Here is an 18,886-nt window from a genome sequence, read left to right on the forward strand (position 1 = left end):
TTAGCGGAGAAACAAAGCCGTTCATTTAAAGTGGGAATGAAAGGGGATTAAAAGTATGTTACTAAAAAACATTTTGAATTTTTACAATTTATTGTTGTCTTTAGGAGCTTTTTATATGGGTGTGTCAATGCTTTTAGGAAGAGGAGTTTTCGATACATTCCCACCTGAGTGGATAGGTAAATTGCCATTTAATAGTTGGGCGAGCCTAGCTTCATTTGGAATGATTATTTTTGGAATGGGAAATGCCTTTGCTTCCATTTGGGGATTTATAAAGAAAGAAAAAATAATATTTATAATGACCTTAACTATGGGTGCTTTGCTTTTCTTCTGTACCATTATATCAACTAGGTTGGTGGGAGAATGGTACTTACCAACAGGACAATTTCTGATATTAAGCATCATCCAAATATTACTTGGATTAGTTGGCTTCGTTATTTCTTACTTCACTAACAGAGCTTTGGTCGAAGAATAAATCAATGTCTTTATTAAAGGTTTTTATGTGCTTTTTTAAATCAAACAATAACTTTAACATAGCCATAATATAAAAGGGAAATCTGTAAATATAAAAGTCTGATACGATTTGACAGCGTATCAGACTTTCACTTGCGACTTCACTCCAACGGAATCTCAATCACTTGGTCGTAAAAGGTCGTGATGGAATATCCCTCAATTTCTATCCCGATGGGGACAAAAGGTTCCTTTTCATCATCCGTTGATAGCTCAATCTGATGATCGGTCGAGAAGAATCTCGGTTGCTCCCATTCATTTATCCGGTGGAAATTCTCACTCGCTTTATATGTTTGCCCCTCTTTATCTCTGTAGTAGCCATCCCTGATATCGCCTGATGACCCTTGCCCATCTTTATCATAGAAATGATAATGGAGCGTTTCGTATTTCCGCTTGGGTTGAAGTTCTTCGGTCATCACGACTTCAGTAGGCTTTCCGACCTTTATTGAATCGATGGAAATGTCATTCCCTAGATATTCAATTGTTTGTGGAAGTTCTTTTGAAGGGTCAATTGCGAACCGGGCTGAATCCTCTACAAAGAATGAAGCAGGACCCATATGAACACGGATTTCCTTTGGATGATCGAAATATAGGGATTCAAATGTAGCGTCCGTTGATTCCCAGCCATCCATGCTTCCACCCCCACCACCGCCACCCATTACTGGATAAACAAACTTTCCATCACTTTCGATACTGGCCATTTGAAGGTACTCCATGTTTTTCTCATCATTATCGTTCCGGTAGCGATAGGATAAGATTGTCGCAGTCGGGGCGATCGTCACTTTATCGAATATAACGGGATTGCCTTCGATCTTCGTTTCCTTTTTAATCGCATATACGAGGGCTGGATGCTTCTTCACAGGAATGTCAAACTGCCATTTCCCTTCAATGAACTCATTGCTTCCCCCAGGAATCCCTTCAGAACCTTCTCCTTCTGATGATTGATTTATCATTTTCTCAAGCTTAGTAAGCTCCAGTTGAATCGTTCCTTCCTCAGCGGACATCGGTAACGCGCCAAGTTCGCCTTTATACAAATAATCCTTTTCCGAATAGAGGGCCGAACTACTATTGATGGGTGAAAACGTAGAATCATCTTCCTTGTCCCAATCTCGATCTTGATTAGCGATTTTCAGCCCTTCAGTGAAATTGATGCCATATTTGTTCTCCTTCTTTCTATCTTCCACTTCATAATAAATCAGCGTCTGGATGTCATCGGCCACCACATTCGTAATGGTCACCTTCACCCCATTACTTTCAGCCACAAGGTTCAACTTCTCTCCAAGCCCCTGCTCGATATAGCTTTCCACCTGCTCAGTTTGCTTGTTGGTTGAATCCTTCCACCAATCCCTCACACTTCCAAAGCCATTCGTCGCTACCGCCGTCCCCATGAATACCAGTAAGAATAACGCGGCGGCCATGCCCATCATCACCCGAAGACGATGGTTGGGTATAAACGTGCGCCTGCCTTTTTGCGTGGTGGAAATCCTAGCACGAACCCCAGTCATGAAATCCTCCGGAACTACTATGCGATCATTTCCTGACTCAAGGCTCGCAATCACCTGTTTCAACCCGTTCATTTCCATTCGGCAGCCTTCACATTCCTGTATGTGTTCTTCTATCTCTTTTGTTCTCATCTCATCTAGAACGCCTTCCAGATAATCCAGTAAATCGGCTTGTACGTCTTTACACTTCATCTCCGTCACCGCCTTCGATTATTTTTCTCAGCATCAAAAGTCCTCTATATATTCTGGATTTAACGGTCCCGACCGGTAGTTTAAAAATGGTGGCGATTTCCTTTTGCGAATAGCCTTGAAGGTACCGTAACATGATCATTTCCCGATACTTTTCATCCAGGCGGTCCAGGTCATCCAACATTTCCAACTCATCCTGAAAGTGAGAAGCCGCCCCCATATCTTGTGAGAATTCCATTTCACTAGGCTTCCTTTTCCGATAAATGGCCCGGCACTCATTGATGAATATCGAAGTGACCCATGATTCAAACGATCGGTCTTCCTTCAACTGGCCGATCTTGGCATGCACCTTCATGATTGTATTGTGAAAAACATTCTCCACATCCTGATGGTTCTTCAGATACGACCACCCCAGTTTATAAAACTTTGATTGTCTAGTAGTAAACCAATCTATCACAGCGCTCATATCTTGTTTCTTAATTTTCTCCAATACCTTATTTTCCGAAATCGATGTGATCACAAATGCTAGTCTCTCCTTTCCAATTTCCCCTTTTATAAGTAGAGCATCTAAATATGGATAAAGTTCCCTCATTCATAAATTTCTTTCAACCTTGCCTCCATTTTATAGTAAAATAGTTCAATAATAAGGAAATAAGTAGGAGGTAAAGAGATGTTTATACATAAGATTGATGAAGAAGTTTCTTTGAAGATGCTAGAAATGAAGGATGCCAAGAAAATTCTCCAACTAACGGACCTATCAAGAAATTATTTACGAGAATGGCTGCCATGGTTGGATAGGACAACCAAGATTGAGGATACAATATCCTATATTCAACACTGCTTGAACGGGTTTGCTCATAATGCGAGCATGACAACGGTCATTTTATATCAGGGGGAAATTGCCGGTGTAGCCGGGTACAACCAGATCAATTGGGCAAACAAAACAGCCTATATCGGATATTGGCTGGGAGAAGAATTTCAAGGGAATGGAGTGATGACCAAAGTGGCCAAGGCATTGACCGACTATGCTTTCAACGAGTTGCACCTGAACAAGGTGGAAATCAGGGCGGCGGTCGCCAATAAAAAAAGCAGAAGCATTCCCGAACGATTGGGGTACGTAAATGAAGGCTGTATCAGACAAGCCGAATGGTTATATGACCATTATGTGGATCATATCGTGTATGGGATGTTGGCCGAAGAGTGGGAGAAGAAGAGGGTGTAAGTCACGTTATATCAGGAGGGGAAAATGGTGAATAGTACGAGTGAGAAACGACACATGAGGAAAATCAGGACTTTTATTTATCTGTCGATGGCCTTGCTTTTTTCGATGATTTTTATTTTGGTTAGTATGTTCCTTTTATATTTTCCTATGGTAAGTCTATTAGATTTTGCCTATTTCCCACCAAAACTCGCTCTTGGATCTTTCTTGGCAGCGCTTGTATTTTCTATTTTGGCCATAAAAAATCCCTTTGGTAAGATTTTGATAGCCGTGAACGTAGTTTTCGTGCTCTTCATGATTTTTCAGGGAGTATAGTGGAGAAAAGCCTTCAATCGGCTTTCTTCCACTTTCTTTAATGAACTGGAAAAACAGCTGGAAATGGGAGAAAGGAGTGTATTTCCGTTCTCAATAACGCATTACCCTTTAAACCCTTGTCATATAACAGGGACAGACAGGGAATCGAAACATTTTTTTGTTTGTCGTCCCCTATATAGAAGGAAAAAACAGCAATGATATTTGTAACCGTTTTCCTGTTAATCCGTTGGGAATTATATGTTTAACCGCCCTCCATCGTGGCTAAAGTATTAGTAGATTACTATTTTGGAGGAGGAGATTTTTTTGAATATCTATGAACAGCAAAAAAACGGACAACCGGGACAAACACAGTCCAAACAGCCTGGAATTGAATCAGAGATGAATCCACTTCCGATTCAACCAACGGACTATGTAGGAAGCGGTAAATTAAAAGATCAAGTCGCCTTGATTACAGGTGGAGATAGCGGTATCGGACGTGCGGTCGCCATCGCGTATGCAAAAGAAGGTGCCCATGTGGTCGTAAACTATTTGAACGAACATAGCGATGCAGAGGAAACGAAGAAACTGATTGAAGCGGAAGGCGTGCGATGCCTACTACTTCCTGCTGATGTTTCCGTGGAATCGAATTGTAAGGAATTAGTCCAGAAAACATTGGATGAATTCGGAAAGTTGGATATCCTCGTGAATAATGCAGCCGTACAATATCCGACCGAGAAAATCGAAGATATTACGGGCGAGCAATGGGACAAAACGTTCCGCACCAATATCTATTCCGTATTTTACATGAGCAAATATGCGGTTCCACATATGAAACAAGGCAATTCGGTCATCAACACGACATCCATCAACCCTTATAGAGGACACGCGACATTGATGGATTACACTGCGACAAAAGGTGCAATCGTCGGATTCACTCGAAGCCTCGCACAGAATGTGGCAAGCAAAGGAATCCGTGTCAACATGGTAGCGCCAGGCCCAATCTGGACTCCACTTATTCCAGCGACATTCGATGAAAAATCCGTAGCTGAATTCGGCACCGAGGCACCACTCGGCCGCCCAGGTCAACCGGCCGACCACGCCGGAGCCTACGTTTTACTCGCATCGAATGAAGGTGCCTACATTACAGGACAATGCATTCATATCAATGGCGGAATTACGATGTCATCTTAATCCACCAAGATTTAAAAACGACCGGGGCACAAAGCCTTCGGTCGTTTTTTCAAGGAGCACTTTTAATTAACTATTTTTTTCTCGATTTCATGAATATAAGCATTCAAAATACCAATTTGCTCCTCTAATTTTTTCTTATGCTGAAACAAAATTTCTTTAGTGTTTATATCTTCATGTTCTAATTGTATGGATGACATGCTGACTCGTATCTCTTCAATCGACATGCCTAGATTTCGGAAACATCTTATTAAATTAAGGATTTCTATGTCTTTATCATCGAATGTACGATGGCCTTGTTTATTTCTTTTAATAGGAGGAAGTACGTTTATCTTTTCATAATATCGAATAGTGCTTGAAGGAACCTGAGCTAACCGGCTAGCTTCTTGAATGGAATACAAAATGCTTCCTCCTTGACTTAAAGTATGGTTTAACCTTTAAGGTAAATACTATCAAACAAAAAGGAGAATGTATAATGAAAAATATCTTAGTAGTAGTCACTAATGTTTCTAAATATCCAAATCAGGAACGTGCAACAGGATTATGGTTGGGAGAAGCCGTTCACTTCGTGGACGAGGTGGAAAAAGAAGGCTATAAAATCGATTACGTTAGTCCTAAAGGTGGGTTTACACCGATTGATCCACACAGCTTGGAAGCCGATCAAATGACTGAATTGGATTGGAACTATTATTCAAACAATGAATTCTTAACGAAACTAGGCACTACTTTATCGGCAGATGAGATTAATCCTAAAGATTATGATGCCATTTATTATACAGGTGGGCACGGGGTAATGTGGGATTTCCCTGAAGATGAAAAGTTACAAAGTATCGCTAGTGCAATCCATGAGAATGGCGGAATCGTCTCAGCTGTATGCCATGGTTCTGTAGGCTTATTAAATATTAAAAATGCAGAAGGTAACTATTTAATTGCTGAGAAAAAGGTTGCAGGCTTTGCAAATACGGAAGAAATCGCACTTGGACTAGACAAAGCGGTTCCATTCTTAACAGAAGATGAGCTTGTCAATAGAGGAGCCAATTACGTGAAGGGCGATGACTGGGCAGCATTTGCTGTAGCTGATAATCGCGTTGTCACTGGACAAAATCCAGCATCAGGCGCGGCCGTTGCGAAAAAGGTCATAGAACTATTAAAATCCGCACAATAATAGTAGGGTATTCGAATCCAACTGCATCACGTCCCTGTGTCAGCCACTATTCTGACAACTGACATAGATGTATTCGCATTTTCTATAAAAGAAGAAGTAACCAGATGGAACATGGGTTGCTTCTTCTTTTTTTATTGGATGTAGAGATTGCTTGTTCAAGGTTGTTTGTCCAAATTAAATTACATTTACCTTCTAAATAAATCCTTCGTTTTTAAGAGCTTGAACGCCTTTTAAGTAGTTCTCCTTAGGGCGGGATACATGCTATTTTGTTAGATCTCAACTCAGCCCTACTATTAAAGCACACACACTACTCTGCATTTTAATAAACATGACTTTTTTCGAAAATCTTCGAGATATTGCACTCATATTTATAGTATGATAAATATGGTTATTTTTGTATGTTTAGGTAAATTATATAAATCTGTGACCAAAACGAATGATATTAGGAGTCCAATCCTTGCCTTTGGTATTTACACAAGAAAATGGACAAGTAGTACCTTATTTACCTAATTCGGTATTCACCCACACACTGTACTAGTCGAAAAACTGAAACAAAGAAAACAGTTCGGTTGATTTCATGCATGTTTATGCATCTATACTTTTTATTTTTGTTCTTAATAACGACCATTAATTTAATACGTTTGTTATTTTTACTATATCAATATAATAAAAGGTGCATTTTCAGTGATTATTACGCATTATGAGGGGTTTTCGGCGATATCGGACTCATCAACAAAGTTTAGGTCTCTTTTGTTGATGAGTTTTTTGCTATTTTTCGATAAACCTTCTTCATATCGGCCCATTTCGATGGTTTATCGGTCAAGTTGCAGCATTTATCGGTCAATATCCGTGGTTTATCGGTCAAATCCCACTATTTATCGGTCAAACGCCGCCCCTACCAAAGCTCCATCAACACAGAAAAACCCCCGGATGCAGGTGCACCCGGGGGTAGGTCGTCATTTAGTTTTAACGATTTGCGACATGATTTCGTACGAACGAACACGTGCTTCGTGATCGTAAATATGTGAGCAGACCATGATTTCGTTCACTTGCGTTTCATCCAAAAATGCTTGTAGTTCATGGCTGATTTTAGTGGAATCGCCGATGAATGTGTACTCCAACATCTGATTGACGGCGGCTTTTTCGTATGGACTCCAGTACGTATCCAGGTTATCGACAGGCGGTTTCAGCAGTTCCTGCCCTCCCCTGATCACGTTTAGGAAGAACAATTTCAGGGAGGTTGCTAAGCGTTCGGCTGCTTCAGTAGTATCGGCTGCCACTACATTCACGCAGGCGATTGCATAGGGTTCCTTTAACTGTTCAGATGGTTGGAAGGAATCTTTATAGAGCTTTAGCGCGTCCTTTAAATACGATGGAGCAAAGTGGCTCGCAAACGCATATGGCAAGCCCATCATGCCGGCAAGTCTTGCACTGAATAGACTCGATCCGAGTATCCATAGAGGGACATTCGTGCCTTCTCCAGGAAACGCCCGGACTGGACCGGATTTATTCGTGCTTAAATAGTTTTGCAACTCGACTATATTGGAAGGAAAGTCTTCCCCGGAGCCACCGACATTCCGTCGTAGGGCCCGTGCTGTTATTTGATCCGTTCCCGGTGCTCGTCCCAAGCCTAAATCAATTCTGCCCGGATAAAGTGATTCCAGCGTCCCGAATTGTTCAGCGACCACTAGCGGTACATGGTTCGGTAGCATGATTCCTCCAGAACCGACTCTGATTTTGGTTGTACCGCCGGCGATATAACCGATTAATAGCGAAGTGGCCGAACTTGCGACACCTGGGCTATTATGGTGCTCTGCCAACCAATATCGTTCGTAGCCAAAGTCCTCTACTTTTCTAGCCAGATCAAGTCCATTGTGAAAGGAATCCGCAGGCACTTTTCCTTGTAAAACCGTCACTAAATCCAAAACGGATAAAGAAAGGTCTTGAAGTTGTTTATTCGTGTTTTTCATGTGTGTTATCCCTTCTTCCAACAATTTCATTTCAACATATCTAAATATGTAGATATGATATGGTAAAAAAATAGGCAGAGTTTCCGCGAAATTCTACCTATAACTCTTTTTTGATGAACTCCCCTAATTCCTTGATGACTTGCTCATTACGGCGATAATAGGTCCACTTACCAATCCGTTTGGATTCCAAGAGCCCTGCCTTTTGCATCATATCAAGGTAACTGGAGATGACCGATTGTGCGAGACCCGATTTTTCCTGGATACTCCCGACGCACACGCCATCATTGAACTGTCCATCATGTTGTTGATGAATAAAGTTTTCTTCAGGATTTTTTAACCACTGTAAGATTAACTGTCTTTTTTCATTAGATAATGCTTTAAAAATGAGTAAATGATCCATGGGTTCATTATATCTATTTAAGTAGATATGTCAATCAGGCGGATTGGCCCACTTTTTTGCCCGCTTATCGATCTCTTGTATATACTTGTTCTTTCCTTCTATGTATTCAGCCATCTCATTCGGGAACACCTTCGCTAACCTTTTCTTGAGTTGGCTGTACTTATGCGCTTCTTCTGGATGGGCAATCATATAATCCCTGAATCGTACGTGACGGGTAATTTCTTCATTGCCCCGTTGAAAGACATGAACATGATGAGTCCTCTTGTCCCCACCTTTCACGAAAAAACGTCGATGGGCGATTCCATACTCACCCATGGCTTCATACCCGATCCTATCCATATCCGCATTATACTCATCCACTCGATTCAACCACTTCACTTCAACCACCATATCGATGACCGGTTTGGCATGAATTGTAGGGATGGCTGTACTCCCAATATGATGGATGTTCAAAATATCGTTCACAAAGATCTTTAGTAACTTTTCGCATTCATCCTGAAACATGTGCGGCCACTTCTCCTGATGAGAGACAACCTCCACTTTCCTCATACGAACCACCTTCTTCTTACACGATTTCTCTTAAACGATTTATTACCGCACTCACCTCTTTCGCTCCGCTTCATTCATTCACACTAGCACTATACTCTTATGTTATATATTCTTGACCGACCGGTAAAAACCCTTTCTATTATCCAATATAAGGAATTAACCAAGTGCCATCCTCCCCACTTCTTGATCATACACACAAACTGATATGGTTCTTTTTACCATTTTTGTGATATAGTTTAGTAATCATAATCGATCGACTGGGGGAGTAATTGTGGCAAAAAATACATCCGAGAAAGTAGTGTGGTGGCGCTTTTCCTTACTGTTCATCCTATTTTCTTCACTGTGGTTCTTTCTTTTCTATTGGATCAACAGGCAGATACATGATACGGGAGATGTCCTGTTTTACGGAACGCCCGCTAGTTCCTATTGGGTATATTTCATATGTGCAGTCGTATATGGCCTCACCACGTGGGGAATCTATTTTACGATTAAACAAGGCATCCACGAAAAATCCTTTCAGTCATTCAAAAAGGGCGCTCAATTTATTATGACATTAGCAGGATTGCCCCTCCTCATTTCTTTGCCCTTTCTTTATTTAGGCGTGACACATGCCCTCGTGGTAAGTGACGAAAAGATTCAGTTTGCATCGTTCTGGAGTTTAAAGGAAGCGGAGTATTCCTGGGAGGATGTAGAAGGCGTTGTCATCGACTATTCCATTACATCTACCACAAAGACTCCTCACCAACGATACTTTAATGGTAGGTATATCCTCCATTTTAAAGATGGGAAGAAAATCGATATGTGGGAAGGCATTTTGGAAGGAAATCTTCCTACGATCAAGAAGATAGATGAAATGATTCAAAAGAAGCAAATCCCTTTTGCGGTTCAACGAAAGCCATCTGCAGAAGAAATAGACGAATTCTTTAATAATAAAGACACTGAATTCATCAATGACCTTTATTCAAGGTGAAATTTTACATATTTTAAAAAGCCCGAATTGATTAATGGGAGTCAATTCGGGCTCACACTAGGTAAGTTTCCGCGTCAGTAGCCACCTTCATGCAAATCTTTAACAGAAGCTTAAATAAACGATTCCTCTAAAAAGGAATCGTCCGGCCTTCTCTTATTGACAAATGATCGTCACTTATAATCACGTGACCAATTAATAACGGGATCCTGAATACTCGGTTCATAATAAATTCCTGTGTACTCCTTCTCCTTGCCCGTGATTCTATTGGTCCGTGTCACAGTGTATTCTCCTTTATCGTAATTCTTCGTCCGATAAAATTTACGCACCTTAAATCCTTTATCTGGACCAATCAGTGTACTTTCCCCTCCGTACTCCCTCGGCTCATTTAAGCTTTCGGCCACAACACTTTCAATATCTAGAGGTGCTCCCTCAATCTTTACATCCGTATGATACACCCCATTCATTTTCTTCTTCACTTCTCCTGACGGCACGGATGCCACTTCAACCGTCTTATCCGTATGTTCCGAAAAGGATTTCGTGACGTTATATGTATACAAAACATGCATGGGACTGCTCTTCACCTTTTTTGCTAGCGGAGGAGTCACGGATATCATAATAACAATGGCTACAAGCAGGGTCAGTACAATAATAATTTTTCTTTTCCTTTTCATAATTTCTCCTTCTTTAAACGCTCTGATTTATTAGGACCCACTACCAAAGTAGCAACCACTAAAACCACAAGAAAAAGTATACACCCCAAGCTCGTGTTATTTTCTGTAAAAAACGCATTCGGGACAAGCTGTGCACCTATCAGGATATTCAAGATATAGGTCGATAAAAACCCGGCGTAAGCGATGCAACGCAAATAGGATCCATATAACACCCTTTTTTGTATCGTTTCGTTATGTTTTCTAAGCAGTAATAACTGTTGAAGCTGCATGGCAAATCCGCATGTGAATGCGATGACCAAAATCCCGGTGATAAGATAATCCATCCCCTCACTCATGATGTACCTCCCCCTACTTCGTTTTCTTTGCTCCCTTTCTTATCACTATTATCTGCCCATAGCCACATCATAAAGGTATAAAATGTAACGTAAAACAATGAATCAAATAAGTTTTCCATCCAATGGAATTCATGCTCCTCTTTAAAATCCCAATATACCTTCATAGCAAAAATGCCAATAAAGAACAGGGTGAATTTCAAGTAAGCATGTTTTCTTATATAAGCCATCCAATTCTCCTATCCATCACAATCTGTGACCCCATTATATACGATTCGAACATGAAAAAGTTTCTAAATAAGGATTAAAATTGGATGATAACACAAAAAAAGACCGCCTAACCGGCAGTCCCTTCATCATTTTACATCCGTAAATCCGTATTCTTCAAAGATCTTCATGGCCTCTTCCGTTTGAAGATAGTCATAAAATAACTGGGCTTCTTTTGGGTGTGAACTATCCTTGATCACACCTGCTGGATAGATGATTGGGTCATGCAAATCTTCCCCAGCCGTTGTGACGATATCCACTTTCGATGAAGTCAGCGCATCCGTTTTATACACCATGCCTGCATCGACGTTCTCCGTTTCCACATATGTAAGCACTTGGCGAACATCTTTGGCATAGATCACGTTCTCTTCAACCTCTTTCCAAAGACCGCTGTTTTCCAGCGTTTGCAACGCATACTGACCTGCGGGAACAGATTCAGGAGTACCAATTGAAATTTTAGTAGCTTTCGTGATGTCTTCCAACGTTTTGATTTCTTTATCCGATTCCTTTGAAACCACCAACACAAGCTCATTGCCGACTAGGTCGGTGCCTTGTTTTTCATCGATAAGCCCCTCATCGACTAACGTATCGAATTTATCTTCTGCCGCTGAGAAAAATAGGTCGACAGGTGCTCCTTTGGAAATTTGTTGTTGTAGTGCTCCTGACGCTCCAAAATTAAAGTTCACATTCACATTTGGCGTTTCTTTTTCAAAACTTGCTTTAATGTCGTTCAAGGCATCCTGCAAACTTGCAGCTGCCGAAATGGTCAAATCGACTTGCTTCGTTGCTTCCTGTTTTTTCGTTTCTGTGTTTTCATCCGATGAACATCCAGCTCCGATTATCATGACAAACATAATCGAGATAATAAGATATAATTTCTTCAAAATCGATCTTCCTTTCTTTCTAGTTATAATTAGTTATAACTAGTTATAACTAATTATAATAATAAAAAGGATAAAATGTAATACTTAATTTTTCCCTCTTGTAATTTATTTATGTAAGCCACTAGGATACAATAAAGTTGGAGGGATGCACATCATGTCGAAAGAGCTATCCTATACGATCGAAGAAGTATCACAATTATTAAAGGTATCCAAACTAACGATCTATGATTTGGTTAAAAAAGGCGAGCTACCCATCTTCCGGGTCGGCAGGCAGATGAGAATGGATGCAAAAGACTTGGACGACTACATTCAAGGTCATAAGTCCCCATCCACCCCAGTTCCGGTTACCGAAAATCAAAAAGCGCAATTGAAGGAATCGCATAACCTTGTCATAAGCGGACAGGATATGGTGCTAGATATTCTTGGTCAATATATCGAAAAGGATTCACCTTATAAAACGCTACGGTCCAACACCGGCAGTTTGAACGGTCTGATCTCGATGTACAACGGCGAAGCGGATATTGCCAGCATGCATATGTTTGACGGAGATACAGGAGAATATAACCTGCCTTACATAAAGAAAATTTTGGTTGGATATCCCTATATGTTAATCAACCTTGTTTCAAGGAAAGCAGGTTTTTACGTCCAAAAGGGCAACCCGCTCCATCTCCACACATGGTCTGACTTGAATCAGGACTTGACGATCATCAATCGGGAAAGAGGGTCCGGCGCCCGTATCCTGCTTGATGAGCAGCTTAGACTCCATCAGATATCCGCTCAAAGCCTAAAGGGCTATGAACACGAAGAAACCAATCATCTGAGTGTGGCCTCGGCTGTCTCGGCAGGGTTGGCGGATGTTGGGATTGGTATCGAAAAGGCGGCCAAAATCGTCGGGGTGGACTTCGTTCCATTAATAACCGAACGGTACGATTTGGTCATTCTAAAGACTCCGAAAAATGACCAGCTTCTAACGATGGTTAAGGAGATATTAACATCGAAACCCTTTCAGTCCGAAATCAACGCATTGGGTGATTACGACATATCCAGGACGGGTTCGATCATTTGTGAAACATTTTAAACGGGGAGGACTCTTTGAGGAGCCTTCCCGTTTGGCATGCCTTCCAATCATTAATAATTTTTCCTCTGTAAAAGCAGGCTTGATGACGAAGGATAGTGAATATAGTAGGAACACTATTTCTTTTATAGGAGGCTTTGAACGTGAATGTTCTAGGAAAATACAAAGAATTCCCCGATGCTCTTCAGGCATTGACTAAATTAGATCAAGATTTACAAAAGGAGGGACACAGCTTATTCGATCAGTTATCCCTATTCTTACAAGATGATGATTATTCCTACGATGTCACGCCCTATGATGTCATCCCATTCGCAAGCATTGGGGCTGATGGGATTCACTATGGATTCCTCACCGATTTTGGCAGGGTGCAACAATTAGACGAGGCCTTCATCGTTTGCGTGAGCCCCATGAATTTCGGAAATCACGTAAAAATCATAGCTAGAAATCTTGCAGAATTCATAGATGTAATTCTGACCTTGAATGATGCCTCGGTGATCGAAAACCTATTAGGTTATTCAAACATAGAAGAATATCAGGAATTTTTGGATTGGATCACTAAAGAAGCAACCGCGGATCCGGAGTTTTCAGCGCAAAGTGCCTACGTTTGCAACAGGATCCAACAAGAACTCAACCGTAAACCCCTTGATGATTTATACGAATATGTCGAAGTCACTGTACGTGAGCAAAGAAAAAAAGTGGCCTCCCTCCCTACTTTTGATACATTAGGGGTTGTAAGCGATGACCGTCCTAATCAGGAGACGTTTTCCATGAACAGAGATTCAACGATCAATCTAAAAGACTTGGGGAAATTTTTTGATAGAAGTGATGAGGCAACCAAATTAGCAACCATCCGAAACTTGCAATACTTCTACCTCATACAAGAAGACGATGAATTGAAAGAATGTGTGAAAACCGAAATGCTGAAGATGGGTTTGACGGATGAAGTGAACAGGATGGACATGACATGATAAGTGAGGCGTTCCCCAGGTGTTAATAACGGATGAACTATATGGAATCTGCTTCTACCTTATCAGAAACTATTAAAACGATGAACGAAAGCGCTAAACGAAAAGCCAAAAAAGGAATGTACGTGAAGATCATTTCAAACTGACCATCGTCTCCCCCTCTGATTCAAATCAATAGAAAAAGCATGTTTTGAAACCGATCAAAACATGCCCTTCTATCATTTATTGTTCTTTCAAAATAGGCTGCCTACCTGTTAGCCCATGAAAAAACTCTGGATGGAAACCAAGAAAACAAAGAAAGCAATCCCGATGCTCAGGTGTCCCTTAAAGCCTTTTTTGTCTTTTTGAAGTTCGGCTATCCCTGTCACCAATATCAGAGCGCCTAAGAAAAACATATAATATGGCATTAAATCGGTTTCAGTTTTTAGACTATAAGTGGCTAGACTAATAACCATGGCTGCTAAGATGATTTTTACTACTTTCAAGGAATTAATTCCTCCTATTTATGTATGATTTCTTAATCATACCATTTATCATCTTTTCATTTATGAGGACATTGAACGTTTCTTTAGTTTACTGACGTGCTGGGGCCAAATAAAAAAGGCTGCCGCAGCAACCTTCTCCAAAATACTAGCCTCTATTTACATTCAGCCATTCTTCATTATTCCATTCAGCAGGCATGCCGCCTAAACGCGGGAATTCGATTGTCGCGTCATTCGATTGGACAAAAGCTAGTAATTTAATGTCCTCCAGTAAAAATCGCCAAGCGTTTGTTTGAACGATATCCAACAATCGATAAGCAACTTCCGGTTCCTTATTTGCGAATAAATCGTAGTTCTTAAACACCAAGACCATCCCTCTTCCTTCTGGGGCCATATCTGATAAACAGTCATGAAAGGCATCCAAATTCTTTCCGTAATAATCAGGAAATTGGAGTATCGATGCCAAGTCATTATGGTAACTTTCCAAATCCCACTTTGAACAATCCATTACATGGATTTCGAAACCTTCACGAGAAATATCTGAAATACATGCATCCAATAATTCTGTCCTCTGAAATAGCTTAACAGCACCATTTAAAAGAAGACTTTTCCAAAGTTCCACGGTCATCACCTCGCTAAAGAATCAATAAAATTAAAAGAACAAACGAATGGGTGGTGGATAGCCTGCTTCGGGTAAAAAATAAGCAACGAACGTGAAAAAAGTGATCAATACAGAAAAGAATAGGATGCATAGCGAGATGGCACCATATGATTTTTTCGCTAGTAAATAGGCGCTGATCAATAAACTGACAAACCCAATCACCAAGCCAGTAGCAGCACCTATATAGACATGCAGGTTAGAAAGAATTCCGGTAAAAAAAACGAAGAAAAACACGGATTCCAGTATGATGGCAAGGGCCAGTAAACCTTTTGATTTTCGCTCTGATATTTCCGTAGTTTTTATTTTAACCGCTCCCTTCCCTTGGCCATTCCGCCTATTCCCTCCGAAGGAATAACCAATTATTTCAAAACCGCTTCCTAAATGTAACCACAGTTGTATAATATAGAGAAGACATAAAATTCCACTTGAGGGGAGGGCACATTATGGTTGGCACAATAACCGTTGTCATGATATTCTCTATTCCTATTATCGCGATCGTGACAAACCATTTTCAGGAACAAGCGAAAATTAAGCATAAAATGCTTAAAGACGAAATAGAACTCGAAAAACTCAAACACGAAAACTATCTGATAGAAACAGAGAAGTTAAGGATTGAACTCGATCAAATGAAGCTTCATTCGCCTGCCGATGAATCCAAAACTCTCTAATCTTTTTCCGCTTAGAAACAGAAATCAACATGGACGTTCATTTCTTCCACCACGATACACTTCAACCTCCGCTTTTCATGAAACGGTCCCATTACTTTTGATAATAAATACCACTTCTATAGGCACAAGGAAGGTCATATCTTAGTTAAAAACCACCAGGGAAAATTCACCCTATAAAAAATGAATTATTTTACAAACTTTTAAGGCTTTTGTAGTTATATTATAGTAGAATTATCACGAGGTGGGAAAGCATCATGAGCAAATCAAATTATAAAAAAGTATTTATTTCTCTTTTATGTCTAACTGTGGTTTTGGGCTTGTCCGGATTGGCTATTAAACTGTTGAAAAATAAGCATACAGTTTCCGCTTATTCCATAGATGAAAATTATCCGGATGCGGATATTCAAACGGATGTTAACGATTATACAAAAGGTGGATTTTCAGTAAGCAGGCCGATATTCCATCAAGAGTCAATCGATGAGCAGCTAGAATCCTATATTCATAAAGAAATAAAGGAGTATCAAAAGAAATGGAAGGCTGTCGATGGAGAAGCTTCTTCTGAGTTGAACATCACTTATGAAATCCTTCATTTCAGCAAACAGACCATCACGATTTCCTTCGATAAATATCAACAAATTGCAGGTAAAAAACAATCGGAATATAACATTTTCACATATGATATTCCCTCTCAAGAAATCCTCTCTTTAGATGACATTTTTTATTCTGATACTGATTATTTATCGGTCTTATCCGACATTGCCTTTGAAGAGTTAAGTGATAAGAAAGACAAAACACTTACCGAAGACATGATCAAGAAAATGACAGATCCGAAAATGGACAATTTTGATTCATTTTCCGTATTGAAAAACACGCTGGTTTTCTATATGAAACCGAAAAAAGACGGAGATTCATCCACCATACAATCCATCGCTATCAAAAAAGAGTTATTCAAAGATAGCTTGCTAGATACATATCAAAACAAGGACATGAATCAAGATCGCGTGAAGGAAAGGCAGCCCAAGCATATTGTCGCCAAGCTTCCTCCAAAGAATGATTGGATCGATCCATCCCAAAAGGTGATCGCCCTCACATTCGATGACGGACCTCACCCTGACAATACGACGGCCATCCTGAAGTCCTTGAACAAACATCAAGCACATGCGACCTTCTTCGTATTAGGAAGCCGTGTCGAGCACTATCCAGAGGTCTTGCAAAAAATGATTGCACAAGGTAATGAAATCGGGAACCATTCCTGGGATCATCCGCAACTGACACGCCTAAACAAGAAAAAGATCAAGAGTCAAATTAACAAAACACAACTTGCCGTCCTAAAAGCCAGTGGTTACGAGCCATCCCTTATCCGTCCGCCATATGGTGCAATAAACGATAAGGTCCGCAAACATATAGGCGATATGGATGTCGCACTCTGGGAAATAGACCCGGAAGACTGGAAGCTCCGGAACAAGAAGAAAGTGGTCCGCAAAGTCATGAACAAAGCGGAAGACGGGAAGATCATCCTCATGCACGACATTTACAAAACCAGCGCCCAAGCGGCTGACGAAATCATCAAACAGCTGGACCAGCAAGGCTACCAACTCGTTACCGTGTCCGAACTTGAAAAAGTGAAACAAGACCGTAAACGATATGGAATCAAAGTAAAAGAATAAATGTGAAGAGCCTGTTTTGTCATCAAAACAGGCTCTTTTCTGTAAAAAGGGGCTAAACCGAAAGTACTTCATACGATACTCGAACAAAACCGCTTTATGTAGAATTCAACAAAGCCTGGGACACGCCGATCCCAAGACCACAATGATCTATAGATATATGATATTTTTCTACAACAACCAAAATTGAGCAGCTTGAGAAAGAATAGATTTTCACAGTATAGGCGCCTTTGCTGTCTCTAATATTTTTAAGGCTACCTTAACCCGTACCTTGGCCTTCTCTAAAAAAATACCTATAGAAGAAACACTCTTTTCTAAGTGTCCAATCTATAGGTATCCGTTTAGGTAAGCTAGATTCTCTTTTTACTTTTGATAAGTAGGTTTATTTATAGCGATTAAAACCCAAAAAACCATAATAATAGGGATAAAGAATAGGTTTACATTAATTCTTTCATGTACCACTAGAGAAAATACATCATTAATGATTAAACTGATTAAACTTAATAGAACACATATAAGTAATGAATGTGTAGCTAATTTTAATTTTTTCACCCTCGAAAATTCAGGTACGTTAAACATAAAAGTTCACCCCTTAGTTTCGATCATTTTACCAGTATCCTAGAGTTTTACAGGCACTTTTAACCTTAGGTCGATTGTTTCCCCATTTATGGCAAGCTTTATTGGCACCCAACTTGTACATATCTTGAACAATAGTAGTTGCTATTGTCATACCAACAATTGTTCCAAAAATAACTTTAAGCGTTTTTTTAAGTGCAGTTGGTGGAGCAGCATGGCGCCCCTTGGCCTCAGCTGTAAGTTCCTCAATTTGTATTATATCATCTTGTTTAAGAATTTCTTTTTCAAGAAACTTTGACTCATTTGTAATCCCATTTAACTCTTCAACAGAAATATCTGCTAGTGCTAGTTTAAGATTATCAATTTCAGTGCTAGATAATCCATTACTAAGTCTAATAATATTTTATTATCCTCTTCTGCTATCCCATTTTGGATAATCTCTAAAACTGATAGGATTTTTCCCTTTTCAACTTCTGTTGGTAATTCATCAGCATATGCAGAGCTCTTTGTTTTAATAGATATCGGTGAAAGTACGATACCAAAAAGTAATACTAGTGAAATAACATAATACCCCTGTCAAATATAGAGGCATAAAATACTAATATATTAAAACAACTTATTACCCATATATTTCCTATACTAAAAAGGCACTTAATCAATTGATTGAAATTTTTATGTAATTTCATAT

At 40.0% G+C, this 18,886-nt stretch carries 22 protein-coding genes; 9 read left to right on the plus strand and 13 right to left on the minus strand.

Translation table 11 applies throughout. The annotated features are described in order from the left end of the window. Positions 1 to 55 precede the first annotated feature (55 nt). A complete protein-coding gene (locus tag ACIQXH_RS16650; RefSeq protein WP_403124801.1) occupies positions 56 to 472 on the plus strand; it encodes a hypothetical protein in 417 nt (138 codons plus the stop codon). A 139-nt stretch (positions 473 to 611) separates the two neighbouring features. Here ACIQXH_RS16650 and ACIQXH_RS16655 read toward each other — a convergent pair whose 3' ends face one another. Together ACIQXH_RS16655 and ACIQXH_RS16660 are read right to left on the minus strand one after the other, a co-directional pair. Beyond that, positions 612 to 2,201 (minus strand): DUF5643 domain-containing protein, encoded by a 1,590-nt coding sequence (locus ACIQXH_RS16655; RefSeq protein ID WP_403124804.1) that lies wholly within the window; start codon positions 2,199 to 2,201, stop codon positions 612 to 614. Continuing rightward, positions 2,191 to 2,718: an RNA polymerase sigma factor gene (locus ACIQXH_RS16660; protein ID WP_403124806.1), complete on the minus strand. Its 528-nt coding sequence runs from the start codon at positions 2,716 to 2,718 to the stop codon at positions 2,191 to 2,193. Before ACIQXH_RS16660 ends, ACIQXH_RS16655 begins: the two co-directional genes overlap by 11 nt. Before the next feature lie 150 nt (positions 2,719 to 2,868). Between ACIQXH_RS16660 and ACIQXH_RS16665 the strand changes: the two genes are divergently transcribed. Both ACIQXH_RS16665 and ACIQXH_RS16670 read left to right on the plus strand, forming a co-directional pair. Then, entirely contained in the window at positions 2,869 to 3,420 is a 552-nt protein-coding gene (locus ACIQXH_RS16665; protein ID WP_403080370.1) for a GNAT family N-acetyltransferase, read from the plus strand. A gap of 615 nt (positions 3,421 to 4,035) precedes the next feature. Beyond that, the gene (locus tag ACIQXH_RS16670; RefSeq protein ID WP_402957193.1) at positions 4,036 to 4,902 is read left to right on the plus strand and encodes an SDR family oxidoreductase; all 867 of its coding nucleotides are present in this window, start codon (positions 4,036 to 4,038) and stop codon (positions 4,900 to 4,902) included. Between the two features lie 62 nt (positions 4,903 to 4,964). On the opposite strand, the gene ACIQXH_RS16675 is transcribed toward ACIQXH_RS16670, so the two are convergent. Next, positions 4,965 to 5,300: a MerR family transcriptional regulator gene (locus ACIQXH_RS16675; RefSeq protein WP_402957192.1), complete on the minus strand. Its 336-nt coding sequence runs from the start codon at positions 5,298 to 5,300 to the stop codon at positions 4,965 to 4,967. A 74-nt stretch (positions 5,301 to 5,374) separates the two neighbouring features. Here ACIQXH_RS16675 and ACIQXH_RS16680 point away from each other — a divergent pair, with 74 nt between their 5' ends. Next, positions 5,375 to 6,064 carry a type 1 glutamine amidotransferase domain-containing protein gene (locus tag ACIQXH_RS16680; protein ID WP_402957190.1) on the plus strand — a complete coding sequence of 230 codons (690 nt, stop codon included), beginning with the start codon at positions 5,375 to 5,377 and terminating at the stop codon, positions 6,062 to 6,064. Positions 6,065 to 7,020: 956 nt separating this feature from the next. Here the strand turns inward: ACIQXH_RS16680 and ACIQXH_RS16685 are convergent. From ACIQXH_RS16685 to ACIQXH_RS16695, 3 genes are all read right to left on the minus strand, one after another. Continuing rightward, positions 7,021 to 8,034: an LLM class flavin-dependent oxidoreductase gene (locus tag ACIQXH_RS16685; protein ID WP_403124809.1), complete on the minus strand. Its 1,014-nt coding sequence runs from the start codon at positions 8,032 to 8,034 to the stop codon at positions 7,021 to 7,023. Positions 8,035 to 8,131: 97 nt separating this feature from the next. Then, positions 8,132 to 8,434 carry an ArsR/SmtB family transcription factor gene (locus ACIQXH_RS16690; RefSeq protein WP_402874996.1) on the minus strand — a complete coding sequence of 101 codons (303 nt, stop codon included), beginning with the start codon at positions 8,432 to 8,434 and terminating at the stop codon, positions 8,132 to 8,134. Between the two features lie 30 nt (positions 8,435 to 8,464). Then, entirely contained in the window at positions 8,465 to 8,983 is a 519-nt protein-coding gene (locus ACIQXH_RS16695; RefSeq protein WP_402987240.1) for a GrpB family protein, read from the minus strand. Between the two features lie 271 nt (positions 8,984 to 9,254). Here ACIQXH_RS16695 and ACIQXH_RS16700 point away from each other — a divergent pair, with 271 nt between their 5' ends. Then, on the plus strand, positions 9,255 to 9,953 hold the full coding sequence (locus ACIQXH_RS16700; RefSeq protein WP_403124812.1) for a hypothetical protein: 699 nt from the start codon (positions 9,255 to 9,257) through the stop codon (positions 9,951 to 9,953). A 170-nt stretch (positions 9,954 to 10,123) separates the two neighbouring features. On the opposite strand, the gene ACIQXH_RS16705 is transcribed toward ACIQXH_RS16700, so the two are convergent. The 4 genes from ACIQXH_RS16705 to modA form a co-directional block, all read right to left on the minus strand. After that, entirely contained in the window at positions 10,124 to 10,624 is a 501-nt protein-coding gene (locus ACIQXH_RS16705; protein ID WP_402875005.1) for a hypothetical protein, read from the minus strand. Continuing rightward, positions 10,621 to 10,959, minus strand: a complete 339-nt coding sequence (locus ACIQXH_RS16710) for a hypothetical protein (protein WP_402957182.1) — start codon at positions 10,957 to 10,959, stop codon at positions 10,621 to 10,623. Before ACIQXH_RS16710 ends, ACIQXH_RS16705 begins: the two co-directional genes overlap by 4 nt. Then, on the minus strand, positions 10,956 to 11,186 hold the full coding sequence (locus ACIQXH_RS16715; RefSeq protein WP_402957180.1) for a hypothetical protein: 231 nt from the start codon (positions 11,184 to 11,186) through the stop codon (positions 10,956 to 10,958). The genes ACIQXH_RS16710 and ACIQXH_RS16715 overlap by 4 nt, the downstream gene beginning before the upstream one ends. Before the next feature lie 126 nt (positions 11,187 to 11,312). Beyond that, positions 11,313 to 12,107: a molybdate ABC transporter substrate-binding protein gene (gene modA, locus ACIQXH_RS16720; RefSeq protein ID WP_402987247.1), complete on the minus strand. Its 795-nt coding sequence runs from the start codon at positions 12,105 to 12,107 to the stop codon at positions 11,313 to 11,315. 154 nt (positions 12,108 to 12,261) lie between these two features. On the opposite strand from modA, the gene ACIQXH_RS16725 reads away from it, so the two are divergent. Both ACIQXH_RS16725 and ACIQXH_RS16730 read left to right on the plus strand, forming a co-directional pair. Next, the gene (locus ACIQXH_RS16725) at positions 12,262 to 13,185 is read left to right on the plus strand and encodes a substrate-binding domain-containing protein (RefSeq protein ID WP_403124814.1); all 924 of its coding nucleotides are present in this window, start codon (positions 12,262 to 12,264) and stop codon (positions 13,183 to 13,185) included. Between the two features lie 140 nt (positions 13,186 to 13,325). Then, entirely contained in the window at positions 13,326 to 14,150 is an 825-nt protein-coding gene (locus ACIQXH_RS16730; RefSeq protein ID WP_403124817.1) for a hypothetical protein, read from the plus strand. Between the two features lie 251 nt (positions 14,151 to 14,401). On the opposite strand, the gene ACIQXH_RS16735 is transcribed toward ACIQXH_RS16730, so the two are convergent. The 3 genes from ACIQXH_RS16735 to ACIQXH_RS16745 all read right to left on the minus strand — a co-directional run bounded on the left by ACIQXH_RS16735 (position 14,402) and on the right by ACIQXH_RS16745 (position 15,455). Beyond that, positions 14,402 to 14,632 carry a DUF3953 domain-containing protein gene (locus ACIQXH_RS16735; RefSeq protein WP_402957169.1) on the minus strand — a complete coding sequence of 77 codons (231 nt, stop codon included), beginning with the start codon at positions 14,630 to 14,632 and terminating at the stop codon, positions 14,402 to 14,404. A gap of 145 nt (positions 14,633 to 14,777) precedes the next feature. Next, positions 14,778 to 15,251: a barstar family protein gene (locus ACIQXH_RS16740; protein ID WP_403124820.1), complete on the minus strand. Its 474-nt coding sequence runs from the start codon at positions 15,249 to 15,251 to the stop codon at positions 14,778 to 14,780. 30 nt (positions 15,252 to 15,281) lie between these two features. Continuing rightward, positions 15,282 to 15,455, minus strand: coding sequence for a hypothetical protein (locus ACIQXH_RS16745; RefSeq protein WP_403080358.1), 174 nt, complete (start codon positions 15,453 to 15,455; stop codon positions 15,282 to 15,284). A 278-nt stretch (positions 15,456 to 15,733) separates the two neighbouring features. On the opposite strand from ACIQXH_RS16745, the gene ACIQXH_RS16750 reads away from it, so the two are divergent. Next, positions 15,734 to 15,958, plus strand: coding sequence for a hypothetical protein (locus ACIQXH_RS16750; protein WP_402875029.1), 225 nt, complete (start codon positions 15,734 to 15,736; stop codon positions 15,956 to 15,958). A 254-nt stretch (positions 15,959 to 16,212) separates the two neighbouring features. Next, on the plus strand, positions 16,213 to 17,625 hold the full coding sequence (locus ACIQXH_RS16755) for a polysaccharide deacetylase family protein (protein ID WP_403124822.1): 1,413 nt from the start codon (positions 16,213 to 16,215) through the stop codon (positions 17,623 to 17,625). Positions 17,626 to 18,886: the final 1,261 nt, after the last annotated feature.

The sequence above is a fragment of the Peribacillus sp. NPDC097225 genome, assembly GCF_044761955.1.
Lineage (GTDB): Bacteria > Bacillota > Bacilli > Bacillales > DSM-1321 > Peribacillus.